We start from the raw sequence: 17,764 nt of genomic DNA, 5'->3' as shown, positions 1-17,764 counted from the left end.
AAGCCCACGATAACGTGGGCTTTACACAAAGTGACATCGGTATTTAAAAGCCGCGCATTTGGATGCGACGCAGAAACTCAGTCATGATTCGATCGTAAAGGACATCACCTAAAAACGCATCTTCAACGTGATGGTCAATGCTCGGGTTATCATTCACTTCAATCACATAGACCTGCCCGTCAATCTCTTTTAAGTCAACGCCATACAAACCACCACCAATTAAATTGGCCGCTTTCACAGCTGTGTCGACGACATTTTTCGGTACTTGTTTTAAGTCCAGTGTCTCAAAGCCACCCGAAGAGACTCGACCACTATTGTGGTGCTGATAAATTTGCCAGTGTCCGCGACTCATCATGTATTTACAGGCATAAATCGGTTGATGATTCATTACCCCAATTCGCCAATCAAAATCCGTCGGCATAAACGCTTGTGCCAAGATAAGCGCACTCTTTTCAAACAGTTTCGAGGCTTCTTTTTCCAGTTCTTGCTGGTTCTTTACCTTAACCACGCCACGTGAAAATGCCCCATCAGGAATTTTTAATACCATCGGAAAATCAAGCTGTTCTAAAAGCTTGGCTTGCCACTCACTGTCAAAGCTTTTCAAAATGACACTCTTTGGCGCTGCCACATGATTGCGTTCTAGCAATTCAGTGAGAAACACTTTATTGGTGCATTTCATGATGGACTCTGAATCGTCCATGACAATCAAACCCAACTTTTCGGCGGTTTTGGCAAACTGGTAGGTGTAATTACTGATATTGGTGGTCGCGCGAATAAATAAGCCATCAAATTCCCCCAGACGAGAAAGATCGTCGGGTGAAAGGGTTTCCAAATTGACCCCCAAGCGATTTGCAGCGCGACGAAATCGCTTAAGCGCAGCCGAATCTGATGGCGGCATTTTTTCTTCTGGATCCACCAGCATAGCTATATCGTAGCGATACTTTTTCTCTTGTTTTGGCCTGCGCCATACCTTACTAGAAAACAGTTCGAGTGATTCGACAAAGAAGTCTTGTTCTGGGTCGCTGAGTTGTTGAAAAGGAAACGGCGCAATCTGAGTGATTTGCCATTGACCTTGTATTTTATCCAGCCCCAGCTCAATCACCGGCACCATGAACTGTTCAAACAGTCGACGAGCTAGTTTTTCTAAGCCTTGTTCAGCCGTTCGTCCAAAGTAAATTTTACAGTGAATCGACTCTGTTTCTTTACTTAACTTATTGAGTTTAAAAAAACTTGAGGACAGCAAAAAAGGTTGAGTAATGTCGTTAATCGCCATGACTCTTGGAATAACGCGATGCCCGCGCGCCTCCGCCATCAAGGAACAATAATAACCGTTACTCATGTAAGTATAATCTCGACACAAGTTGACGACTTGCAGGTTTTTGGTTGCATTATCCCAATTAGAATCTAAATAGTGATCCACTGTAATCACTTGTTCTGAAGGGAAATATTGACTCCAATCATTCGTTTGATCGGTCACAATAAGCAGGTTAGCCATTTATTTTTATCCAGCTCTAGCAAAAAAAGATTTTCTATTATTAAATCTAGTCGGCAATCGCCCATATTCTAAGGAATCGCAATGAAATTTCGCTTAGCGGAGTTAGCTGATCTCAATGATCTCAATGCACTAGAACAACAACTATTTGAAGGGGATAAGATTTCGCCTCGTCAAATGAAGCGTTTTCTTCTCTCACCTCATAGTCTGATTTTTGTCGCCGTTCATCAAACTGAATTGGTGGGCTATGCATTATTGCTATTTCATCAAGGTACACAGCTTTCTCGATTGTATTCGATTGCTGTTAAACCCGACTTTAGAGGGCAAAAAATCGCACAGAGTTTGATTGAACTTTGTGAGCAAGCGGCTCTTGGTCAAGGCTCGACTACATTACGACTAGAAGTGCGAGAAGACAATATCTCAGCGCGAAAATTATATGAAAAATTGGACTATAAGCCACTGAAAGTTCTCGTCCATTACTACGACGATCTCGCCAACGGTTTGCGTATGCAGAAAAGGCTCACGCTAAGCCAAAATAAGTTCTTGTTGCCGATTCCGCTCTATATTCAAACCACGCCCTTTACCTGTGGCGCAGCTTGCCTATTAATGAGTTTTTCAGCGCTAAATGCTGAGCAAGAAGTATCACGTACCTTGGAACTTCAACTTTGGCGAGAAGCGACAACCATCTTTATGGCGGCAGGCCATGGCGGATGTAGTGGTCACGGTTTAGCCCTTGCCGCAAAACGTCGAGGATATGACGTTGAATTGTGGACGCAATCTAAATCAACGCCTTTTATCGATAGTGTGCGAGACGAAAAAAAGAAAGACGTTATTCAGTTAGTTCATGAAGACTTTTGCCAGCAGATCGAGCAGCAGAACATCAAGGTTATTGAGACGCCACCTTCTATCCGCCAACTGGAAGATTGGGTCAATTCAGGGGATTGCGTGCTGTTACTCATCAGTACCTATCGCTTTAATGGCAGCAAAGAGCCGCACTGGATCGTCCTTAGCGGCGTCAGCGAAAAGTTTTTCTTTATCCATGACCCTTACTCAAAGACCAAATCCGATCTCGCGGGCCTAGCCTATGTCCCTGTAAGTAAAGAGAGCTTGTCGCAAATTATTGGCTTTGGAAAGCAAAAGCACACGGCCTGCGTCACCATACGCAAGCCGCGAGCTCATTGAGTCAATATAGAAAAACACAAAACGCCATACTTGCGATGGCGTTTTCGTTTACTCTTCAATATGTTTAATGAATTTTGCCGGAACACCGCCAACAATCGTCTTCGCCGCTACATCTTTGGTGACCGTGGCACCAGCTGCGATGACAGCACCATCTCCAATCGTTACACCTTGCAAAATGGTTGAATTCGAGCCAATCCATACATCGTTACCAATCACGATCGGCTTGGGATGGGTCGTTCCGCGTCGACGTGGATCTAATTCGTGATTGAGCGTCGCCATCACCACGTTGTGTCCCACTAAAACACCATCTCCGAGCGTGATGCCACCATGATCTTGAAAACAGCAACCTGAATTAATGAATACATTCTTACCGATATCAATATTCAGACCACAATCAGCGTTAACCGGCGGAAACATCGCAAACGAATCATCAATCGGTTTGCCAATAAGATCCGACATCAAAATGCGAATTTCTTCTGGCGTCTTGTAGCTCCCGTTAATCTCGGAAGTGATCTTCAGCGCACGTTGTGCCAATTCATAACAAACCTGATGTAGCTCAGAACCGCCTTCAATCACGCAGCCGTTACGCATCATTTCTAAGCTTTGCTCGTGTACCATTACTTTTCCTTTGGTTGACTGACGATGTTAATAACCTCGCATAATGCCATGAATGGACGGCGAAATTCACCCTTCTTGTCTTCAGGGGTTTGTTTAACAGTGATCCTAAACGAAATTTTCTGCGTCTAAAGATGAAACTTTCAAGTTTGGTCTCAGTCATAAAAATGCAGCTGTTTAAAATTTGCTCAACTGGTCAAACTTGATTAATAGGAACGTCAAGTGCACTACACTTGCAAAGGATATGGTTGGATAGCGCAACCATTAAATATGAAACACTGTTGAAGCTTCCTATCTATCAATGTGTTAGAACTCACATTTAAGTAGGAATTGGTTAATCCGTTAAACCAAGTGTGCAAACATGAGGAGGTGGGTTATGAATATCCGAGAAAGTATTGAGGCTCTCGAACAAGAGATTTACGTGGCTTGCTCTGAAGGCGATTACGACAAAATGAATATTCTTGAAAATCAATTGGAAATGCTGAGAGGAAAAGCTGAGCATCCATTCGATGACGACCCATATGCCCCCGAGGGCAAACTCTTTCCAGACGACGATTGGCATTAGTCGAAAGCCCCGCGGTGCGGGGCTTTTTGTTGCCCTCTTGTGTAGAAAATAACGCGGCAATACCTCTACTCGCAAATAAATTTCCCTCTCAGACGCAATTTTTTTTCAAGTTTCTCGTTCTATCTGTTTACTGCTACGTACAAGTGATGAGTCAATCATCAAAGAGGATGAGTATGAGATTATCGACATTTCTATTGTCAACGGTGATAGGCCTTGCCCTATTTCCCGGATTAACGCTGGCGAAAACACAAAGCGTCGAGACTGCCACACTTGCTGGAGGATGCTTTTGGTGTACCGAATCCGATATGGAAAAGCTTGATGGCGTGCTTGACGTAGTATCAGGCTATGCTGGAGGAGAGCTAAAAAACCCCACTTACAAGCAAGTCTCTTCAGGAAAAACCGGCCATATTGAAGTGGTCAACGTCCGTTTTGATACAAGCCAAGTCAGTTATGAACAGGTATTGGATCAGTTCTTTCGCCATATTGATCCCACTGATAATCAAGGCTCATTTGTCGACCGAGGCCCTCAATATCGTCCTGCGATTTTTTACCATAATGAGCAGCAAAAACAGATTGCAGAGCGCTTCATAAAAGAAATTGATGCTCTGGGCGTCTTTAAAAAACCACTAAAAACAGAGCTAATAAAGTTTGATGAATTTTGGGTCGCCGAGGACTATCATCAAGATTATTACAAACGTAACCCACTGAGGTATAAGTACTATCGCTACGCTTCTGGGCGTGACCAATATCTTGATGATATTTTTGGAGAACAACGCGAAGAACAACCGAAAACGTTGCGTGAATGGATTGACGAGAAAAACAAACTGGCTGATATCAAACCGTATATCCGCCCCAGTGATGAACAAATTCGCGCCATGCTCACTGAGACACAATACGACGTAACCCAAAACGATGGAACAGAGCGCCCATTCAATAATGCTTACTGGGATAATAAACAATTAGGTATTTATGTCGATATTGTCTCCGGAGAGCCGCTATTCTCGTCTCTCGATAAATACAAATCGGGGACTGGCTGGCCAAGCTTTACCAAGCCACTCGATGGAAGTTACATTGTCACCAAACCCGATAATAGCTTGTTTTATACTCGTACAGAGGTGAGAAGCCGATTCGCGGATTCCCACCTTGGCCACGTTTTCGAGGATGGCCCTGCACCAACGGGGCTGCGCTATTGCATGAACTCTGCAGCGATGCGTTTTGTCCCATTAGAAGACATGAAACAACAAGGCTACGAAACTTATCTTTCTCTGTTTGAGTGACCAAAAGCAAAGTGCGCTGCTTAGCGCACTTTTTACAAATTATTGGCAACAAACACTCGCCGATAGCCCTGAGCCCGATGTTTAGTTTGGTTCGGTGTCTCTCCAAACAACTGTTTGTAATAGTGATGAAAACTGCCTAGGTGATAAAAGCCATGAGCCAACGCCACATCGCAAATTGCTAACTCTTGATGCGCTGTTTCAATTAAGCTTCTTCGTACCTCATTAAGCCGGCAATCTCGCAAGTAGCTCAGCGGAGTCATACCCAATTGCTGTTCAAAAACATACTGTAAGGTTCGCCGGCTGACACATCCGATTTGACACAGTTCAGTAATGCTTTGCGGATAACTCCCCGTTTGTTCAATATGATGATAAATACGCTGCAGTGCAGAGCGACGACTGGCGGCGCTTTCGATCGGAGTATTTTGCTGCAAATAAAAACCGCTCAGCTTATCAACCACACTGCGCTCAATCAGAGAGCTTAAACAGCCGTGAGGCTCATTGACTATTCGAGCACCGATCACGCTTTTTGCATCAAGTGACATCGCGATTAGCTTCGCGATTTGCCAGCACAGATCGGCGTTTTGCTCGCTGTCCATAATGCGCGCTGACATCCACTGTTGATAATCCTGTTCAACGAGTTCTTTTTGTAACAAGGAAAGGTCCACGACGAGACCGAAGATTTGAAATTCCTCCGGCGTTAGCAATTCAAAGGCTTGATGAGCAGGCCTCACCATCACTTGATGCCGCTGCGCTTCTTGCCCATCAACTTTCGGTCTTTGCGCCTGAAGAGAAAAACCAATCCATATTGCATTAGGGTTAACATAGCACTGCTGAAGCAAGGTACGGTTGGTAAACTCTTCAAATAAATGAACGCGTGGCAATTTTAGTTCATCGAGGTAACCAAAGAAGGTGCCTTGACTGTGTTGGTTATAATGTTGATCCCACGCGGTTAAGCTCTGCGCCTGCTGATTCACATCATAACTGTAACTTTTGCACCTTTCTGGGGCGCATGAAGATCCTTCATGTGGCATGTGCAAAAACCTCATCATCCAACTCTGTGCAATTATGGTTCATATAAAATATAACCAATTGTTATTTATATAAAAAATAACATTGCGCGTTTTTGTCATCGAGTAGGAATAAAACTCGCTGCTCTTCTCTTTGTCAGGTAGCAAGGATCAGACCGGATTAATGAGAGGGAACATGACTGCGCAGTATCGCTATCAACTTGGAACCAAAACTTATCAATTCTATTCACTTAAAGAAGTGATGGCCAAAGCCTCTCCTCTACGCTCAGGCGATCAACTCGCTGGTGTGTGCGCACAATCCGCGGAAGAACGCGTTGTGGCGCAGATGGTATTGGCTAACCTCCCTTTGAAAGTGTTTCTCAATGAAGCCTTAGTACCCTATGAGCACGATGAGATCACACGGCTTATTATCGACAGTCATGATGCCAACGCATTTAGTGATATTGCGCATCTCACCGTTGGTGATTTTCGTAATTGGTTACTCCAAGAGTCAACAACCTATGTTGAGCTGACTCGAGTTAGCCGGGGAATTACGCCTGAGATGGCCGCGGCGGTCAGCAAAATTATGCGCAACCAAGATCTTATTCTCGTGGCCAAAAAGTGTCAGGTCATCAGCGCCTTTCGGAATACTATCGGTCTTGCAGGACGTCTATCGACCCGATTGCAGCCAAACCACCCAACGGATGACATGAACGGTATCGCCGCTTCGATTTTTGATGGCCTCATGTACGGAAATGGTGATGCCGTTATCGGTATTAACCCAGCGACCGACAACGTCACTCAAGCCATCAAACTCATGAAACTGATGGACGATGTGATACAGCATTATGAGATACCGACGCAGTCCTGTGTATTGACCCACGTCACCAACACGATCGAATGCATTGAAAAAGGCGCGCCCGTCGACTTGGTGTTTCAGTCCATCGGCGGTACTGAAGCGACGAATCAAGGCTTTGGCGTTAACATCAATGTATTAAGCGAAGCTTACGAGGCCGCATTAAGCCTGAAACGCGGCACGGTGGGCGATAACGTCATGTATTTTGAAACCGGTCAAGGCAGCGCACTTTCTGCTAACGGCCACCATGATATGGACCAGCAAACCTGTGAAGTCCGTACCTATGCCCTCGCTCGTCATTTTAAACCTCTTCTGGTGAATACGGTTGTGGGCTTTATTGGGCCTGAATATCTTTTTAACGGCAAACAAATCATTCGAGCCGGCTTAGAAGATCACTTTTGTGGCAAATTACTTGGCTTGCCGATGGGCTGCGATATTTGTTACACCAATCATGCGTATGCTGACCAAAACGATATGGATAACCTGCTTACGCTACTCGGCGTCGCTGAGTGCTCATTTATTATGGGGATTCCTGGTTCCGATGACATTATGCTCAACTACCAGACGACCTCTTTTCATGATGCCCTGTATGCACGGCAAGTCCTTGGCTTAAAACCCGCCCCTGAGTTCGAAACTTGGCTGAAAGAGATGCAGATCGCCAGCAACAGTGGGAATGAACTACTGAGCGATACCTTATCACCCCATTTTCAAACACCACTTGGTTTAATTCAGGAGGCAAAATGAGCAACGTCGTTGATATTAAAAAGCCCCTTATTCATGAAGATCCATGGAAAAAGCTACGTCAATTTACCGATGCCCGAATCGGACTTGGCCGTGTGGGAACCAGTATTCCTACCGATGAACTGCTCGCTTTTCAGCTTTCTCACGCCCAAGCGATTGATGCGGTTCATGTTCCGTTAGATATCAACGCGCTAGAAAAACAATTCGCGCAGCAATCGAGCATTGCTCAGTACCTCCCCGCCTTTCACTTACATAGCCAAGCAGACGATCGCATTACCTACTTACAACGGCCCGATTTGGGTCGGCGTTTAAATGAGGCCTCAATGCAAACCTTGAAACACCACAGTGATCAGAGTGTTAACGCTTATGACTTGGCGATTGTGGTGGTTGATGGGCTGTCTTCTCATGCCATTGCTCATCACGCAATGCCATTTATCGAGCAGCTATTAACGTTGTTTGAGCGAGATCAGCATGCGTGGCGACTCGCGCCCATCGCGATTGTTGAACAAGGCCGAGTGGCTGTAGGCGATGATGTTGGCGAGGCGTTAAATGCGAATGAAGTCTTGGTGTTAGTCGGGGAGCGTCCCGGGTTAAGTTCACCTGATAGCCTAGGGTTATATCTCACGTGGAATCCGACCCGAGGGAAAGAAGACTCACTTCGCAATTGCATTTCAAATGTTCGCCCTCAAGGGCTTAAGTATGAGGCCGCAGCGCACAAATGCTTTTACCTACTGAAAGAATCACGGCGCATCAAATTAACAGGGGTTGGGCTTAAAGATCGCTCAGAAGAGAGCGAGCTCCCCCATCCAACGTCACAACATTTCTCACTGACACAATCGTCATAATAAAGGACACACTATGACAATCGAAAATGAATATTTGGCACAACGCCAATTGAAACGGGGCGCCGCAGGATGGATTTTGCTGGCGGGTTTAGGGATCTCTTACGTGATATCGGGCGACTTTGCGGGTTGGAACTTTGGTATCGGTCAAGCTGGCTGGGGCGGATTCGTTATCGCAGCGGTCTTAATGGGGATCATGTATTTAGCCCTTGTGCTCTCTTTGGCTGAGATGTCAGCCGCGATCCCAGCGGCAGGTGGTGGGTACAGTTTTGCTCGCCAAGCAATGGGACCATTTGGAGGCTTTTTAACCGGACTTGCCGTACTGATTGAATACTCGTTGGCTCCAGCCGCGATCGTCATTTTCATCGGTTCTGCGGTCAACGAATTAATTGGTATTGATGGGCCTATTGTCTACGCACTCTTTTATCTCGCCTTTGTCGGCATCCACATTCTTGGCGTAGGTGAAGCACTGAAAGTAATGATGGTGATTAGTGGTCTTGCCGTTCTCGCTATCCTTGCCACAGGCATCGCCCTCGTACCAGAATTCAATTCAGCGAATTTATTTGATATTGAACCGACATTAGGCAACAGCGTCGCCATGCCATTTGGACTCTACGGTGTCTGGGCAGCGCTGCCTTTTGCGATGTGGCTTTTCCTCGCTGTCGAAGGTGTGCCACTTGCCGCTGAAGAAGCCAAGGACCCTGCGAAAGATGTACCGAAAGGCATTATCGCTGCAATGATATTTTTATTGTTTACTGCGGTATTAGTCGTTGTTTTACTGACAGGAGCGGCGGGTGCGCAAGTCATGGGGGAAAGTGCCGTTCCTTTGGTCGATGCCCTCAATATGAACGAATATGGTAAATTAGCGACCTTTGTTAACGTCCTTGGCCTTGCCGGCTTAATCGCCTCGTTCTTCTCAATCATCTATGGATACAGCCGATTGGTATTCGCTTTATCGCGTGCTGGCTACCTACCGAAAAATCTGTCTTTGACCAGCAAGCGTAAGTCGCCGGTAAGAGCTTTGGTTTACCCTGCGGTACTTGGATTTATCATTTCCCTGTCGGGTGAAGGTGATTTAATTCTTTCAATGGCGGTGGTCGGTGCGACCATTTCTTACGCGATGATGTCTTGGAGCCACATTATGCTGCGTGTTAAACAGCCTGACATGCCTCGTCCATACAAAACACCTGGTGGGATGATAACCTCAAGTATTTCTCTCGTTCTGTCACTCATTGCTCTAACGGGTGTTTATGCTTATGACGTCAGGGCATTCTTCTTCACGCTGATTTTGTTCGCCATTGGTATTGCTTATTATCTGGTTGTAAGCCGTCACCATTTAGTGGCCAAATCCGCAGAAGAGGAATTTGCATTACTGAGTCAGGCACAAGGTGAACTTGACGCTGCTTGATCCCTTGCAATAAAAATCCGAGCTCATGCTCGGATTTTTATCACCGTTTATAGGCTCTGAATCGTCACCGCCAGCAAGCATGAGCAAACAACACATGTTGAAAACAGCACATGTTTGGCACGTAATGATCGAAAGTGAATAATAAACGGGGAACAAACAAACAGTGACAGCAGCACAGCGATCGCTGAGTTGGGAGTGAACAAAAATGACACAACGGTCAATAACGGCCAAAAAAGTAGTAGCGATTTAGGCAATTCGACTTTTTTACCTAACGCGATGATGAACACCACAGCAGCGAGTAAAGGTATCATGACAAGCTCTATTTGATATTGATATTAATTCTCATTTTCATCAAATAGTAATCACTAACTCCGCGCTTTTCAAGACGTATTTGAATAACAACCGCGTAAACCGTATAGTGGCGGCGCGAAGCTAGATAAGGATCTGATTTTGAAATCCCCATGTATTGCGGCATGCAAAAATAACGCTGGTATCTGTAGTGGATGTCATCGAATCATTAAAGAGATCATCGAATGGCGTAAAATGGAAGAATCCAAGCATTCTAATATTATGCGAGCACTGAGCGGCGAGCGTTATACTCATGAATGCCCATCTTGCAATCAACCCGCGCACTGTGACTTGGCTGCCGGGAAAACCCAATGTTGGTGCTTTGATCTTGAAACGCGCGACCTCTCTTCACAAAGCAGTGACCACAGCTGTCTTTGTCGGCACTGCCTCGCGGCGCAGCCTGTCGCGTAAGCTTCGGTAGCCATAAAAAAAGCCAGAGCTCACGCCCTGGCTTTTTTTACACCTTGTTGCTCAGCGGCTGAGATTGAAATTCAACCCCTTCCCAACCAGTACGCATAAAGTTACGTATATTTTGGTGATCGCTGTTTTCTGGATGCTGTAGTACATCTTCACGATAAAAACGCCCAAAACACGCTAACGTTTGTTCTACATCTAATTGATGTAGCTGTGCAAAAGCAAAGATTTTGCATGAGCCATTGTTCTGATTTTCTTGATTAATAGTCTCACCATTGCGAAATTCGCTTGGCTTAAAATTGTAACTACCATCAATAACACTCATCGTTTCATCAAATTCAATACTTTGAGGTGATGTTTTTAGCTTAGTTAGATAAGTTTGCAAGTCCATGTGTCACTCAATAGATAACTCAAAAGCAGTCAGTCTAAGACAATGGCAAATAAATAGAAAGCGTCGGTTCATGCGATTTAATCAGCCTGCAACCGGACGATAAAAATAAAACAAAAGGTGACGAAATGTTGAATACAACGCAATGGCTTAAGCAGTTGGAATATAACGATGAACCGCGCACTCAATGGCAGGATATACTCAATATACTCGCCAGTGAGAGTGGTACCTCACAGTGCGCCATTATGCTGGCCCAAGATGAGCACTTTCAGCGATTGATAACCAACGAGAACCATCCGCCGATTTGCGATTGGGAATCCATCGATCAGCAATTAACCTCACTTGTAGAAAGTCAAGCGTGGACAAATGAAACCTCCCGCCATTTCACAACGGATGACGCTGAATTCCAAATCGCTTTCGCACATACACCGTTAGAATCAGTTGATGTCGCCCCTATCTACTTGCCAAACGGCCAACTCGGTGCCCTATTGTGTGCTTTCAATCTGCTCTCTCCAGCCCTACAGCACGCTGTACCGCAACTGGCCCGTTTAATCAGTTATGATGTAAAACACCTTATCGAACAGCAAGGTTCATCACTGAAAGATGAGTTGACGCAACTACTTAACCCTCAAGGCTTTGAAACACTTGGCTCACAAAAAGTCAAAGATGCTCCTCGCTATCAATTAGCCATCGGCGTCATCCATTTACAGATTGACCGAGTCGACGAAATTCGAGCGGCCTATGGCAGTGCCGCAGCTGACGAGTGCTATGTGACTTTAAGTGAAGTGATGAAAAGTGCATGTCGAGATGCCGACATTGTTGCGCGGATTTCTTGCAATGAGTTTGTCGTCCTCTCTTTGTTGAACAACCGTCGACAACTTAATCAACTGGCTCAACGCATCGATAGTGACTATCGAATTCGTGTTAAAAACAGTGAAACACTCAACCTGAGTGCTTTACTCGCCCACACGTTCATTACCGACGGCTTTAGTGCTTTGAGCTTGTCTCAGCTGGTCGAAAAAGCCAAATTTGGTAACCAGTAGTTACGTATCAAAGAAATAAAAAGCCGACTACAGAAAGAAATCGGCTTTTAAATTTTAACCTATCCTATTGAAAATACTTATTTTTACATTGTAAATTAACGCATACCGAACGTTGCACTCAAGCCAACTAAGCTGTCCACGCGCTGCGTAATGCTTTCACTTTGCTCGCTAACTACGTCTGCTTGTTTGGCATTTTGTAGTGATGAATCATTCACATTCACGATGTTACGACTGATCTCATGAGAGACGAGACTTTGCTGCTCAGCGGCACTGGAAATTTGAGTCGATAAATCAGATATATCCGTAATAAGTTGACGCACTGAGCCAACCGTCGACTGAGAGGCTTTAGCTTGTTCAACACAGCCATCCGCCGTCTGTTTCTCTTTCGCCATAACCTCAGACCACTGGCGTAACGTGTGCTGAATGCCTGAGATAGACGACTGAATTTGCTCCGTGGCACTGTTGGTTCGACTCGACAAATTGCGCACTTCATCTGCAACAACCGCAAATCCACGCCCATGTTCCCCTGCCCTCGCGGCTTCAATGGCCGCATTTAACGCCAATAAGTTGGTTTGCTCGGCAATTCCACGGATCTCTTCCATAATGTGACCAATTTTCTCGGCCTCAACGTTAAGTTCACCGGCAGATTCAGAAGATCGCGCAATTTCAGCTGACAAACAATCAATCGCATCACGCGTTTGGTTCATCAAATCACTGGCGTGTTGACACTCTTTATTCGCTTCCATCACTTTTTGCGCAGTCGTACCTGTGTTGTTCGCGACATCATCAATGGTCGTGACCATCTGCTCAACGGCGGTTGAGACTTGCTGCAATTCATCCGTTTGCTGGTCAGCACTGGTTTTGGTCACCTCCGCTGCATGATGCAGGCTCAAAACACTGCTCTGCAATTTATTGCAACTATCTGTGACACGTCCGAGTATAGTTTTAATTTTGCCAAAGCTCATTTTCAGATGGTAATCCGCAATGCTATGTGGCTGATTACCGCAATATACGAGACGCGAGACACTGTCATACTCTTTTTGCAGTTGGCCATAAAACCTTGGAGCAACAAACAGTTCACTATAAAAGCAAACAAACGGTAAGAAGAGAAGAACAATGGCACTCCATGGTGTGAGAAATGCACCGGCAATAGCAACGGCGGCGAGCAGCGTAAATAAAATGGCGCGAGCGGAGAAGCTATCCAATATCCCGGTCACACGTTTGCCTTTATTAACCGTCTGATAGAGTTTAATCGCGGTTTGTTTGGTTTTTTCCTCAATGGGTGCGCGCACCGATTGATAACCAATGGCCTTACCGTTGCTGAATATCGGAGTGACAAACGCATCAACCCAATAATATTTACCATCTTTACAACGGTTTTTTACTGCTCCACGCCAAGAATGGCCTTGCTCCAAGTGCTGCCACAAATCCTTAAAAGCGGCTTTTGGCATGTCCGGGTGACGAATCATATTGTGATTCTTCCCCATTAACTCTTCATAGCTGTATCCGGAGACTTTACAAAAAGCATCATTGGCGTAGGTAATCACACCGCGCAGATCCGTGGTTGATACGAGCTCTTCAGAAAACGTCACTTCTTCATCGATGACTTCCTGATTACGCTTTCCCATGCTGGTTTCCTCTAGACAATCGCTGACGCGTTATACATTGATTTTATGTTTAAACTTTAGCAGAGACTTAATTGACCGATAGGTTAATAGCCAACTTTTGTTACATTCCCCACTTATTACAAACAAATTAGTTAACTTATTCACACACAGTTATTACGTGTTAATAACCGAGGGTTATACTTATAACTTTCTTAGTTGCATATGGTGGCGAATAGTTTATGTGAACGTATCGTCAAAAAAGCGCTTTCTAGGCTCAGAAAATAGCCAGTGGTGAAGAAAGAGAAGGGAATACATCCCTGAATTTGGAAGAGATAACAACTCGTAGACATAAAAAAGCCCAAACGCATGTTTGGGCTTTTTCTGCAATCAACGAGCTTATAGCAGGTTAACGCAATCTTGTGCAATCACCAGTTCTTCATTGGTTGGAATGACCAGCGCTTGAGCACCAAGAAGCTCAGAGTGACCAATCACACCTGATTTCCCAAAGCGCGCCGCTTCATTGCCTTGTGCATCTTCAACAAAACCTAGGATTTTCAGGTTTTTCAAAATTTCAGCGCGGATTGGCAGAGAGTTTTCGCCGATCCCGCCAGTAAAGACAATGGCGTCTAAGCTATCTAATGCCACTAAGTAAGAACCAATGTATTTCGCAACACGGTATGTAAAGACATCAAATGCCAATTTCGCGCGTTGGTTACCTTCGTCAACCGCGTCCATAATACCACGCGCGTCAGAGGTCAGGCCGGAAACACCGAGGAAACCCGATTTTTTATTCAGAGTGCTGAAGATTTTCTCTGAATCCCAACCTTTGCGGATTAGAAATTCAATCACACTAGGGTCAAGGTCACCACAGCGAGTTCCCATCATCAAACCCGCAAGAGGTGTTAGCCCCATACTGGTATCGACACTTTGACCATTTTTCACTGCCGTAATTGACGCACCGTTGCCTAGGTGCACAGTAATAACATTGGTTTGATCGGCAGGCTTATCAAGCATTTTAGCCGCTTCACGACTGACAAAGTAGTGACTGGTTCCATGAGCGCCGTAACGACGGATTTTATAGTCATCATACAGTTCATGTGGAAGTGCATACATGAACGCTTTCGCTGGCATGGTTTGGTGGAATGCAGTATCAAAAATAGCAAACTGTGGAAGTTGGGGGAAAACTTCCATCGCAGCACGCATTCCATCCGCGTTCGCTTTGTTGTGCAGAGGAGCAAGTTCTGCAAGGCGATCAATCTCTTCAACGACCGCTTGATCAACACGAACGGTACCTTTAAACGACTCACCACCTGCAACCACTCGGTGACCAATCGCAACGAATTTCTCGGTAAGGGCTAAATCATCCAACAACTTCACAATACGTTCGAATGCGTACTGATGGTGATTACCTCCTTGAGGAATCGACTCTTCGGTTTTCTCACCGTTGTACTTCCAGCTGATAGCTGCTTCTGGCAAACCAAAGCACTCACCGATTCCGCTAACAAGTGCGTCTCCAGAATTCGAGTCAATAACCGCGAATTTTAGAGACGAACTTCCTGAGTTAATCACCAATACATATGAATTAGACATGAAATGTGCATCCTGTTTTCGATTGTGTTGCGAAAGCGTTTCACTTCCTTGGGGAGACTCCCATTATTCAATATTTTTTGAACAATTCAATTTTCTTTTAATTTTTTAACTTAAATGTAAGTTTTTTTCTTGATCTAACTCAAATTTCAATTTTTTTTTAGTCAAGAATTAAATAACTTGTCTACTTTTCAACCATTCGAGACAGCACCAATGCAAATACTGCGCGATACTCACTTACTCTGCTAAGATTTAGTGTCTCATTTCGTGCTGGTTTGTAGGAGCGTATTCTTGTCAATCATCAGTCAGTTGCTTGTACTCGTTGGTCTATTTTGGCTTCTAGCGGCGGTTGTTCCGGCGAGAAAAATTTATCAACTGACTCGTTCCAGCAGTTGGAAAATATTGAGCCTGCTCATTTTCGGTTTCGTTATAGGGTATATTTGCGTCTTAATTGCCCTATTCATAAACCAGCCTAATGATTTATTGATTGTGGTACTGGCCGTCATCTTGCTTTGCGGGGGCGTATTTGTAAGCTTGGTCGTCTCCAACAGTTTTGATTCTTTACTCAAACTTCAGAAACTCGCTGATGCGGAACGCACCCATTCTGTTCAAGATACGCTCACTGGTATTCCAAATCGAAAGTATTTTGTTGAAACCATCAATACTCTTATTTCTAAGAATGAACCCTTTGATGTCATGCTATTTGACGTGGTTAATTTTAAGCAGATTAACGACGGCATGGGACACTACTACGGTGATCAGTGCCTAATTCAACTGGGGCGTAGAATCTCAATGATTCTCTCTCCACACGACTTCTTAGCGCGTGTTGGTGGCGATGAATTCGTCCTATTAATTCCAAACAGTAACGACTTAAAATCCGCGGCTTTAGCAACGCAAATCCACCAGCAACTTCGCGAGGCATTTAATATTGACGGTTTTCAATTAACGATCAGTGTAACCATCGGCGTGAGCCGTTTCCCGCACAATGGCCAAACCACCGATCAGCTGCTCAATGCGGCTGACCTTGCAATGTATCACTCCAAACATACAGGCCAGCTGTTAACGGTGTATGAACCTTCAATGGAACAAGGCCCAACTCGTCAATTGGAAATCTCACAGAAACTTGATTACGCGCTTAAAAACCACGAACTTCGGGTATTTTACCAACCCATTATCAATGGACGAACCCTCGAAGTAGATGGCTATGAGGCTTTAATTCGCTGGCATTCAAGTGATGGAGAGCAATTTTCACCGAATGATTTCATTGGGGTGGCCGAAAAAAGTCACCAAATTACGCGCATTACCCACTGGCTACTCAATAAAGTCGCCAGCGATCTCAGCCAATTTTCAGAGCACGGTGTGCACTTGCCTGTGCATGTGAATTTATCCGCCAAGGACTTAATTGGCACCAAGTTAGTTGATCAGCTCAGCCAATTGATCCAATCCCACCCAATCTTAAATCAGCGATTGATACTCGAAATTACCGAGAGCGTCGCCATTAACCGGCTCCATCACCCTAAGCAGCTATTTAGTAAACTTCAACAACTTGGCTTTCGCATTAGCCTTGATGATTTTGGTACCGGATTCTCTTCGTTATCTCTACTTCGCGACTTACCCGTCAACCAATTGAAAATCGACCGTTCCTTTATCACCCATGTTTGTGACAGCAAAAAAGATCTCGCGATTGTGCAAAATATCATTTCACTCGCTCATGGATTAGGCCATAACGTGGTTGCGGAGGGTATCGATAGCCTTGATACCGTAAAATTACTGCGCTCACTCGAATGCGATTTACTTCAGGGATTCTACTTCTCAAAAGCGCGTCCATTGGAAGAAGTCATCGTGTGGACGCTGCATTACAAACCTCAGCAGTTAGCTGTCCCAACGGCATTCGCAGGCCAACAATGATTGATCCTCCAGCCCTCACCGTGTAGAGAAAGACAACAAAAACGAGTAGACTGGAGAAATCCAACGTACGGAGGTAGGTATGAATATCGGTGCAATATCTGAAATGACAGGGCTGTCTAGCAAATCCATTCGCATGTACGAAGAAAAAGGCATTATTACCCCACCTCCGCGCAGTGAATCCGGCTATCGAGAATACACACCGCAGCACGTTCAGGAATTAAACTTAGTCTCTCGAGCGAAAAGTGCTGGATTTTCATTAGCGGAGTGCCGTGAGCTTGTGGATCTTGCGCATAATCCACAGCGCCAAAGCCGTGATGTTAAGCTGAGGGCCGAAGTAAAATTGCATGAAATCGAAGAAAAAATTCATCATCTTCAAGAAATAGAAAAACAACTAAAACTGTGGGTTTCTGCGTGTCCAGGAGACACCAACAGCCACTGCCCAATTATTGAAGAGCTGACAAAAACGTCTTAGCCCTCTCTTCGA

17 protein-coding genes are annotated in these 17,764 nt (G+C 45.0%); 10 read left to right on the top strand and 7 right to left on the bottom strand.

The window, feature by feature from the left end:
* Positions 1-43: 43 nt before the first annotated feature.
* Complete coding sequence (locus tag ACFFUV_RS14950; RefSeq protein ID WP_390194344.1) at positions 44-1,495, bottom strand: RimK family ATP-grasp domain-containing protein; 1,452 nt, start codon at positions 1,493-1,495, stop codon at positions 44-46.
* An 81-nt stretch (positions 1,496-1,576) separates the two neighbouring features.
* On the opposite strand from ACFFUV_RS14950, the gene ACFFUV_RS14945 reads away from it, so the two are divergent.
* Positions 1,577-2,674: a peptidase C39 family protein gene (locus ACFFUV_RS14945; RefSeq protein ID WP_390194341.1), complete on the top strand. Its 1,098-nt coding sequence runs from the start codon at positions 1,577-1,579 to the stop codon at positions 2,672-2,674.
* A 48-nt stretch (positions 2,675-2,722) separates the two neighbouring features.
* Here ACFFUV_RS14945 and ACFFUV_RS14940 read toward each other — a convergent pair whose 3' ends face one another.
* The gene (locus ACFFUV_RS14940) at positions 2,723-3,292 is read right to left on the bottom strand and encodes a DapH/DapD/GlmU-related protein (RefSeq protein ID WP_390194337.1); all 570 of its coding nucleotides are present in this window, start codon (positions 3,290-3,292) and stop codon (positions 2,723-2,725) included.
* Positions 3,293-3,665: 373 nt separating this feature from the next.
* Between ACFFUV_RS14940 and ACFFUV_RS14935 the strand changes: the two genes are divergently transcribed.
* Together ACFFUV_RS14935 and msrB are read left to right on the top strand one after the other, a co-directional pair.
* Positions 3,666-3,854: a hypothetical protein gene (locus ACFFUV_RS14935; RefSeq protein ID WP_390194335.1), complete on the top strand. Its 189-nt coding sequence runs from the start codon at positions 3,666-3,668 to the stop codon at positions 3,852-3,854.
* 173 nt (positions 3,855-4,027) lie between these two features.
* The gene (gene msrB / locus ACFFUV_RS14930; protein ID WP_390194333.1) at positions 4,028-5,131 is read left to right on the top strand and encodes a peptide-methionine (R)-S-oxide reductase MsrB; all 1,104 of its coding nucleotides are present in this window, start codon (positions 4,028-4,030) and stop codon (positions 5,129-5,131) included.
* A gap of 32 nt (positions 5,132-5,163) precedes the next feature.
* Here the strand turns inward: msrB and ACFFUV_RS14925 are convergent, their stop codons facing one another.
* Positions 5,164-6,162 (bottom strand): helix-turn-helix domain-containing protein, encoded by a 999-nt coding sequence (locus ACFFUV_RS14925; protein ID WP_390194330.1) that lies wholly within the window; start codon positions 6,160-6,162, stop codon positions 5,164-5,166.
* 172 nt (positions 6,163-6,334) lie between these two features.
* On the opposite strand from ACFFUV_RS14925, the gene ACFFUV_RS14920 reads away from it, so the two are divergent.
* From ACFFUV_RS14920 to eat, 3 genes are read left to right on the top strand one after another with little or no spacing between them, the layout of a single operon-like run.
* Positions 6,335-7,738 carry an ethanolamine ammonia-lyase subunit EutB gene (locus ACFFUV_RS14920; RefSeq protein WP_390194328.1) on the top strand — a complete coding sequence of 468 codons (1,404 nt, stop codon included), beginning with the start codon at positions 6,335-6,337 and terminating at the stop codon, positions 7,736-7,738.
* Positions 7,735-8,580: an ethanolamine ammonia-lyase subunit EutC gene (eutC, locus tag ACFFUV_RS14915; RefSeq protein ID WP_390194326.1), complete on the top strand. Its 846-nt coding sequence runs from the start codon at positions 7,735-7,737 to the stop codon at positions 8,578-8,580. Before ACFFUV_RS14920 ends, eutC begins: the two co-directional genes overlap by 4 nt.
* A 13-nt stretch (positions 8,581-8,593) precedes the next feature.
* Positions 8,594-9,985, top strand: a complete 1,392-nt coding sequence (gene eat, locus ACFFUV_RS14910; RefSeq protein ID WP_390194324.1) for an ethanolamine permease — start codon at positions 8,594-8,596, stop codon at positions 9,983-9,985.
* Positions 9,986-10,032: 47 nt separating this feature from the next.
* Here eat and ACFFUV_RS14905 read toward each other — a convergent pair whose 3' ends face one another.
* On the bottom strand, positions 10,033-10,296 hold the full coding sequence (locus ACFFUV_RS14905) for a hypothetical protein (protein ID WP_390194322.1): 264 nt from the start codon (positions 10,294-10,296) through the stop codon (positions 10,033-10,035).
* 139 nt (positions 10,297-10,435) lie between these two features.
* On the opposite strand from ACFFUV_RS14905, the gene ACFFUV_RS14900 reads away from it, so the two are divergent.
* Positions 10,436-10,744 carry a cysteine-rich CWC family protein gene (locus tag ACFFUV_RS14900; RefSeq protein WP_390194320.1) on the top strand — a complete coding sequence of 103 codons (309 nt, stop codon included), beginning with the start codon at positions 10,436-10,438 and terminating at the stop codon, positions 10,742-10,744.
* Positions 10,745-10,790: 46 nt separating this feature from the next.
* Here the strand turns inward: ACFFUV_RS14900 and ACFFUV_RS14895 are convergent, their stop codons facing one another.
* A complete protein-coding gene (locus ACFFUV_RS14895) occupies positions 10,791-11,138 on the bottom strand; it encodes a HopJ type III effector protein (RefSeq protein WP_390194318.1) in 348 nt (115 codons plus the stop codon).
* Between the two features lie 125 nt (positions 11,139-11,263).
* Between ACFFUV_RS14895 and ACFFUV_RS14890 the strand changes: the two genes are divergently transcribed.
* On the top strand, positions 11,264-12,178 hold the full coding sequence (locus ACFFUV_RS14890) for a diguanylate cyclase domain-containing protein (protein WP_390194316.1): 915 nt from the start codon (positions 11,264-11,266) through the stop codon (positions 12,176-12,178).
* A 95-nt stretch (positions 12,179-12,273) separates the two neighbouring features.
* Here the strand turns inward: ACFFUV_RS14890 and ACFFUV_RS14885 are convergent, their stop codons facing one another.
* Together ACFFUV_RS14885 and ACFFUV_RS14880 are read right to left on the bottom strand one after the other, a co-directional pair.
* On the bottom strand, positions 12,274-13,806 hold the full coding sequence (locus ACFFUV_RS14885) for a methyl-accepting chemotaxis protein (protein WP_390194313.1): 1,533 nt from the start codon (positions 13,804-13,806) through the stop codon (positions 12,274-12,276).
* A 375-nt stretch (positions 13,807-14,181) separates the two neighbouring features.
* Positions 14,182-15,375: an acetate/propionate family kinase gene (locus tag ACFFUV_RS14880; protein WP_390194311.1), complete on the bottom strand. Its 1,194-nt coding sequence runs from the start codon at positions 15,373-15,375 to the stop codon at positions 14,182-14,184.
* A gap of 288 nt (positions 15,376-15,663) precedes the next feature.
* Between ACFFUV_RS14880 and ACFFUV_RS14875 the strand changes: the two genes are divergently transcribed.
* Both ACFFUV_RS14875 and cueR read left to right on the top strand, forming a co-directional pair.
* Positions 15,664-17,280: a putative bifunctional diguanylate cyclase/phosphodiesterase gene (locus ACFFUV_RS14875; RefSeq protein WP_390194307.1), complete on the top strand. Its 1,617-nt coding sequence runs from the start codon at positions 15,664-15,666 to the stop codon at positions 17,278-17,280.
* A gap of 79 nt (positions 17,281-17,359) precedes the next feature.
* Positions 17,360-17,752 carry a Cu(I)-responsive transcriptional regulator gene (cueR, locus tag ACFFUV_RS14870; RefSeq protein ID WP_390194304.1) on the top strand — a complete coding sequence of 131 codons (393 nt, stop codon included), beginning with the start codon at positions 17,360-17,362 and terminating at the stop codon, positions 17,750-17,752.
* The last annotated feature ends 12 nt before the right edge of the window (positions 17,753-17,764 follow it).

It is taken from the genome of Vibrio olivae (assembly GCF_042428525.1).
In the GTDB taxonomy this organism is placed as follows: Bacteria; Pseudomonadota; Gammaproteobacteria; order Enterobacterales; family Vibrionaceae; genus Vibrio; species Vibrio olivae.
Note: the sequence above shows the minus strand (reverse complement) of the source record. Positions and strands in the feature narration are given on the sequence as shown.

Bases quoted from the DNA above. Each gene is read 5' to 3' on its own strand.
- ACFFUV_RS14950 (WP_390194344.1), bottom strand. From the start codon at position 1,495: ATGGCTAACCTGCTTATTGTGACCGATCAAACGAATGATTGGAGTCAA.
- ACFFUV_RS14920 (WP_390194328.1), top strand. From the start codon at position 6,335: ATGACTGCGCAGTATCGCTATCAACTTGGAACCAAAACTTATCAATTC.
- ACFFUV_RS14935 (WP_390194335.1), top strand. From the start codon at position 3,666: ATGAATATCCGAGAAAGTATTGAGGCTCTCGAACAAGAGATTTACGTG.
- ACFFUV_RS14905 (WP_390194322.1), bottom strand. From the start codon at position 10,296: ATGATACCTTTACTCGCTGCTGTGGTGTTCATCATCGCGTTAGGTAAA.
- ACFFUV_RS14890 (WP_390194316.1), top strand. From the start codon at position 11,264: ATGTTGAATACAACGCAATGGCTTAAGCAGTTGGAATATAACGATGAA.
- eutC (WP_390194326.1), top strand. From the start codon at position 7,735: ATGAGCAACGTCGTTGATATTAAAAAGCCCCTTATTCATGAAGATCCA.
- ACFFUV_RS14885 (WP_390194313.1), bottom strand. From the start codon at position 13,806: ATGGGAAAGCGTAATCAGGAAGTCATCGATGAAGAAGTGACGTTTTCT.
- msrB (WP_390194333.1), top strand. From the start codon at position 4,028: ATGAGATTATCGACATTTCTATTGTCAACGGTGATAGGCCTTGCCCTA.
- cueR (WP_390194304.1), top strand. From the start codon at position 17,360: ATGAATATCGGTGCAATATCTGAAATGACAGGGCTGTCTAGCAAATCC.
- ACFFUV_RS14945 (WP_390194341.1), top strand. From the start codon at position 1,577: ATGAAATTTCGCTTAGCGGAGTTAGCTGATCTCAATGATCTCAATGCA.
- ACFFUV_RS14895 (WP_390194318.1), bottom strand. From the start codon at position 11,138: ATGGACTTGCAAACTTATCTAACTAAGCTAAAAACATCACCTCAAAGT.
- ACFFUV_RS14925 (WP_390194330.1), bottom strand. From the start codon at position 6,162: ATGCCACATGAAGGATCTTCATGCGCCCCAGAAAGGTGCAAAAGTTAC.
- ACFFUV_RS14940 (WP_390194337.1), bottom strand. From the start codon at position 3,292: ATGGTACACGAGCAAAGCTTAGAAATGATGCGTAACGGCTGCGTGATT.
- eat (WP_390194324.1), top strand. From the start codon at position 8,594: ATGACAATCGAAAATGAATATTTGGCACAACGCCAATTGAAACGGGGC.
- ACFFUV_RS14880 (WP_390194311.1), bottom strand. From the start codon at position 15,375: ATGTCTAATTCATATGTATTGGTGATTAACTCAGGAAGTTCGTCTCTA.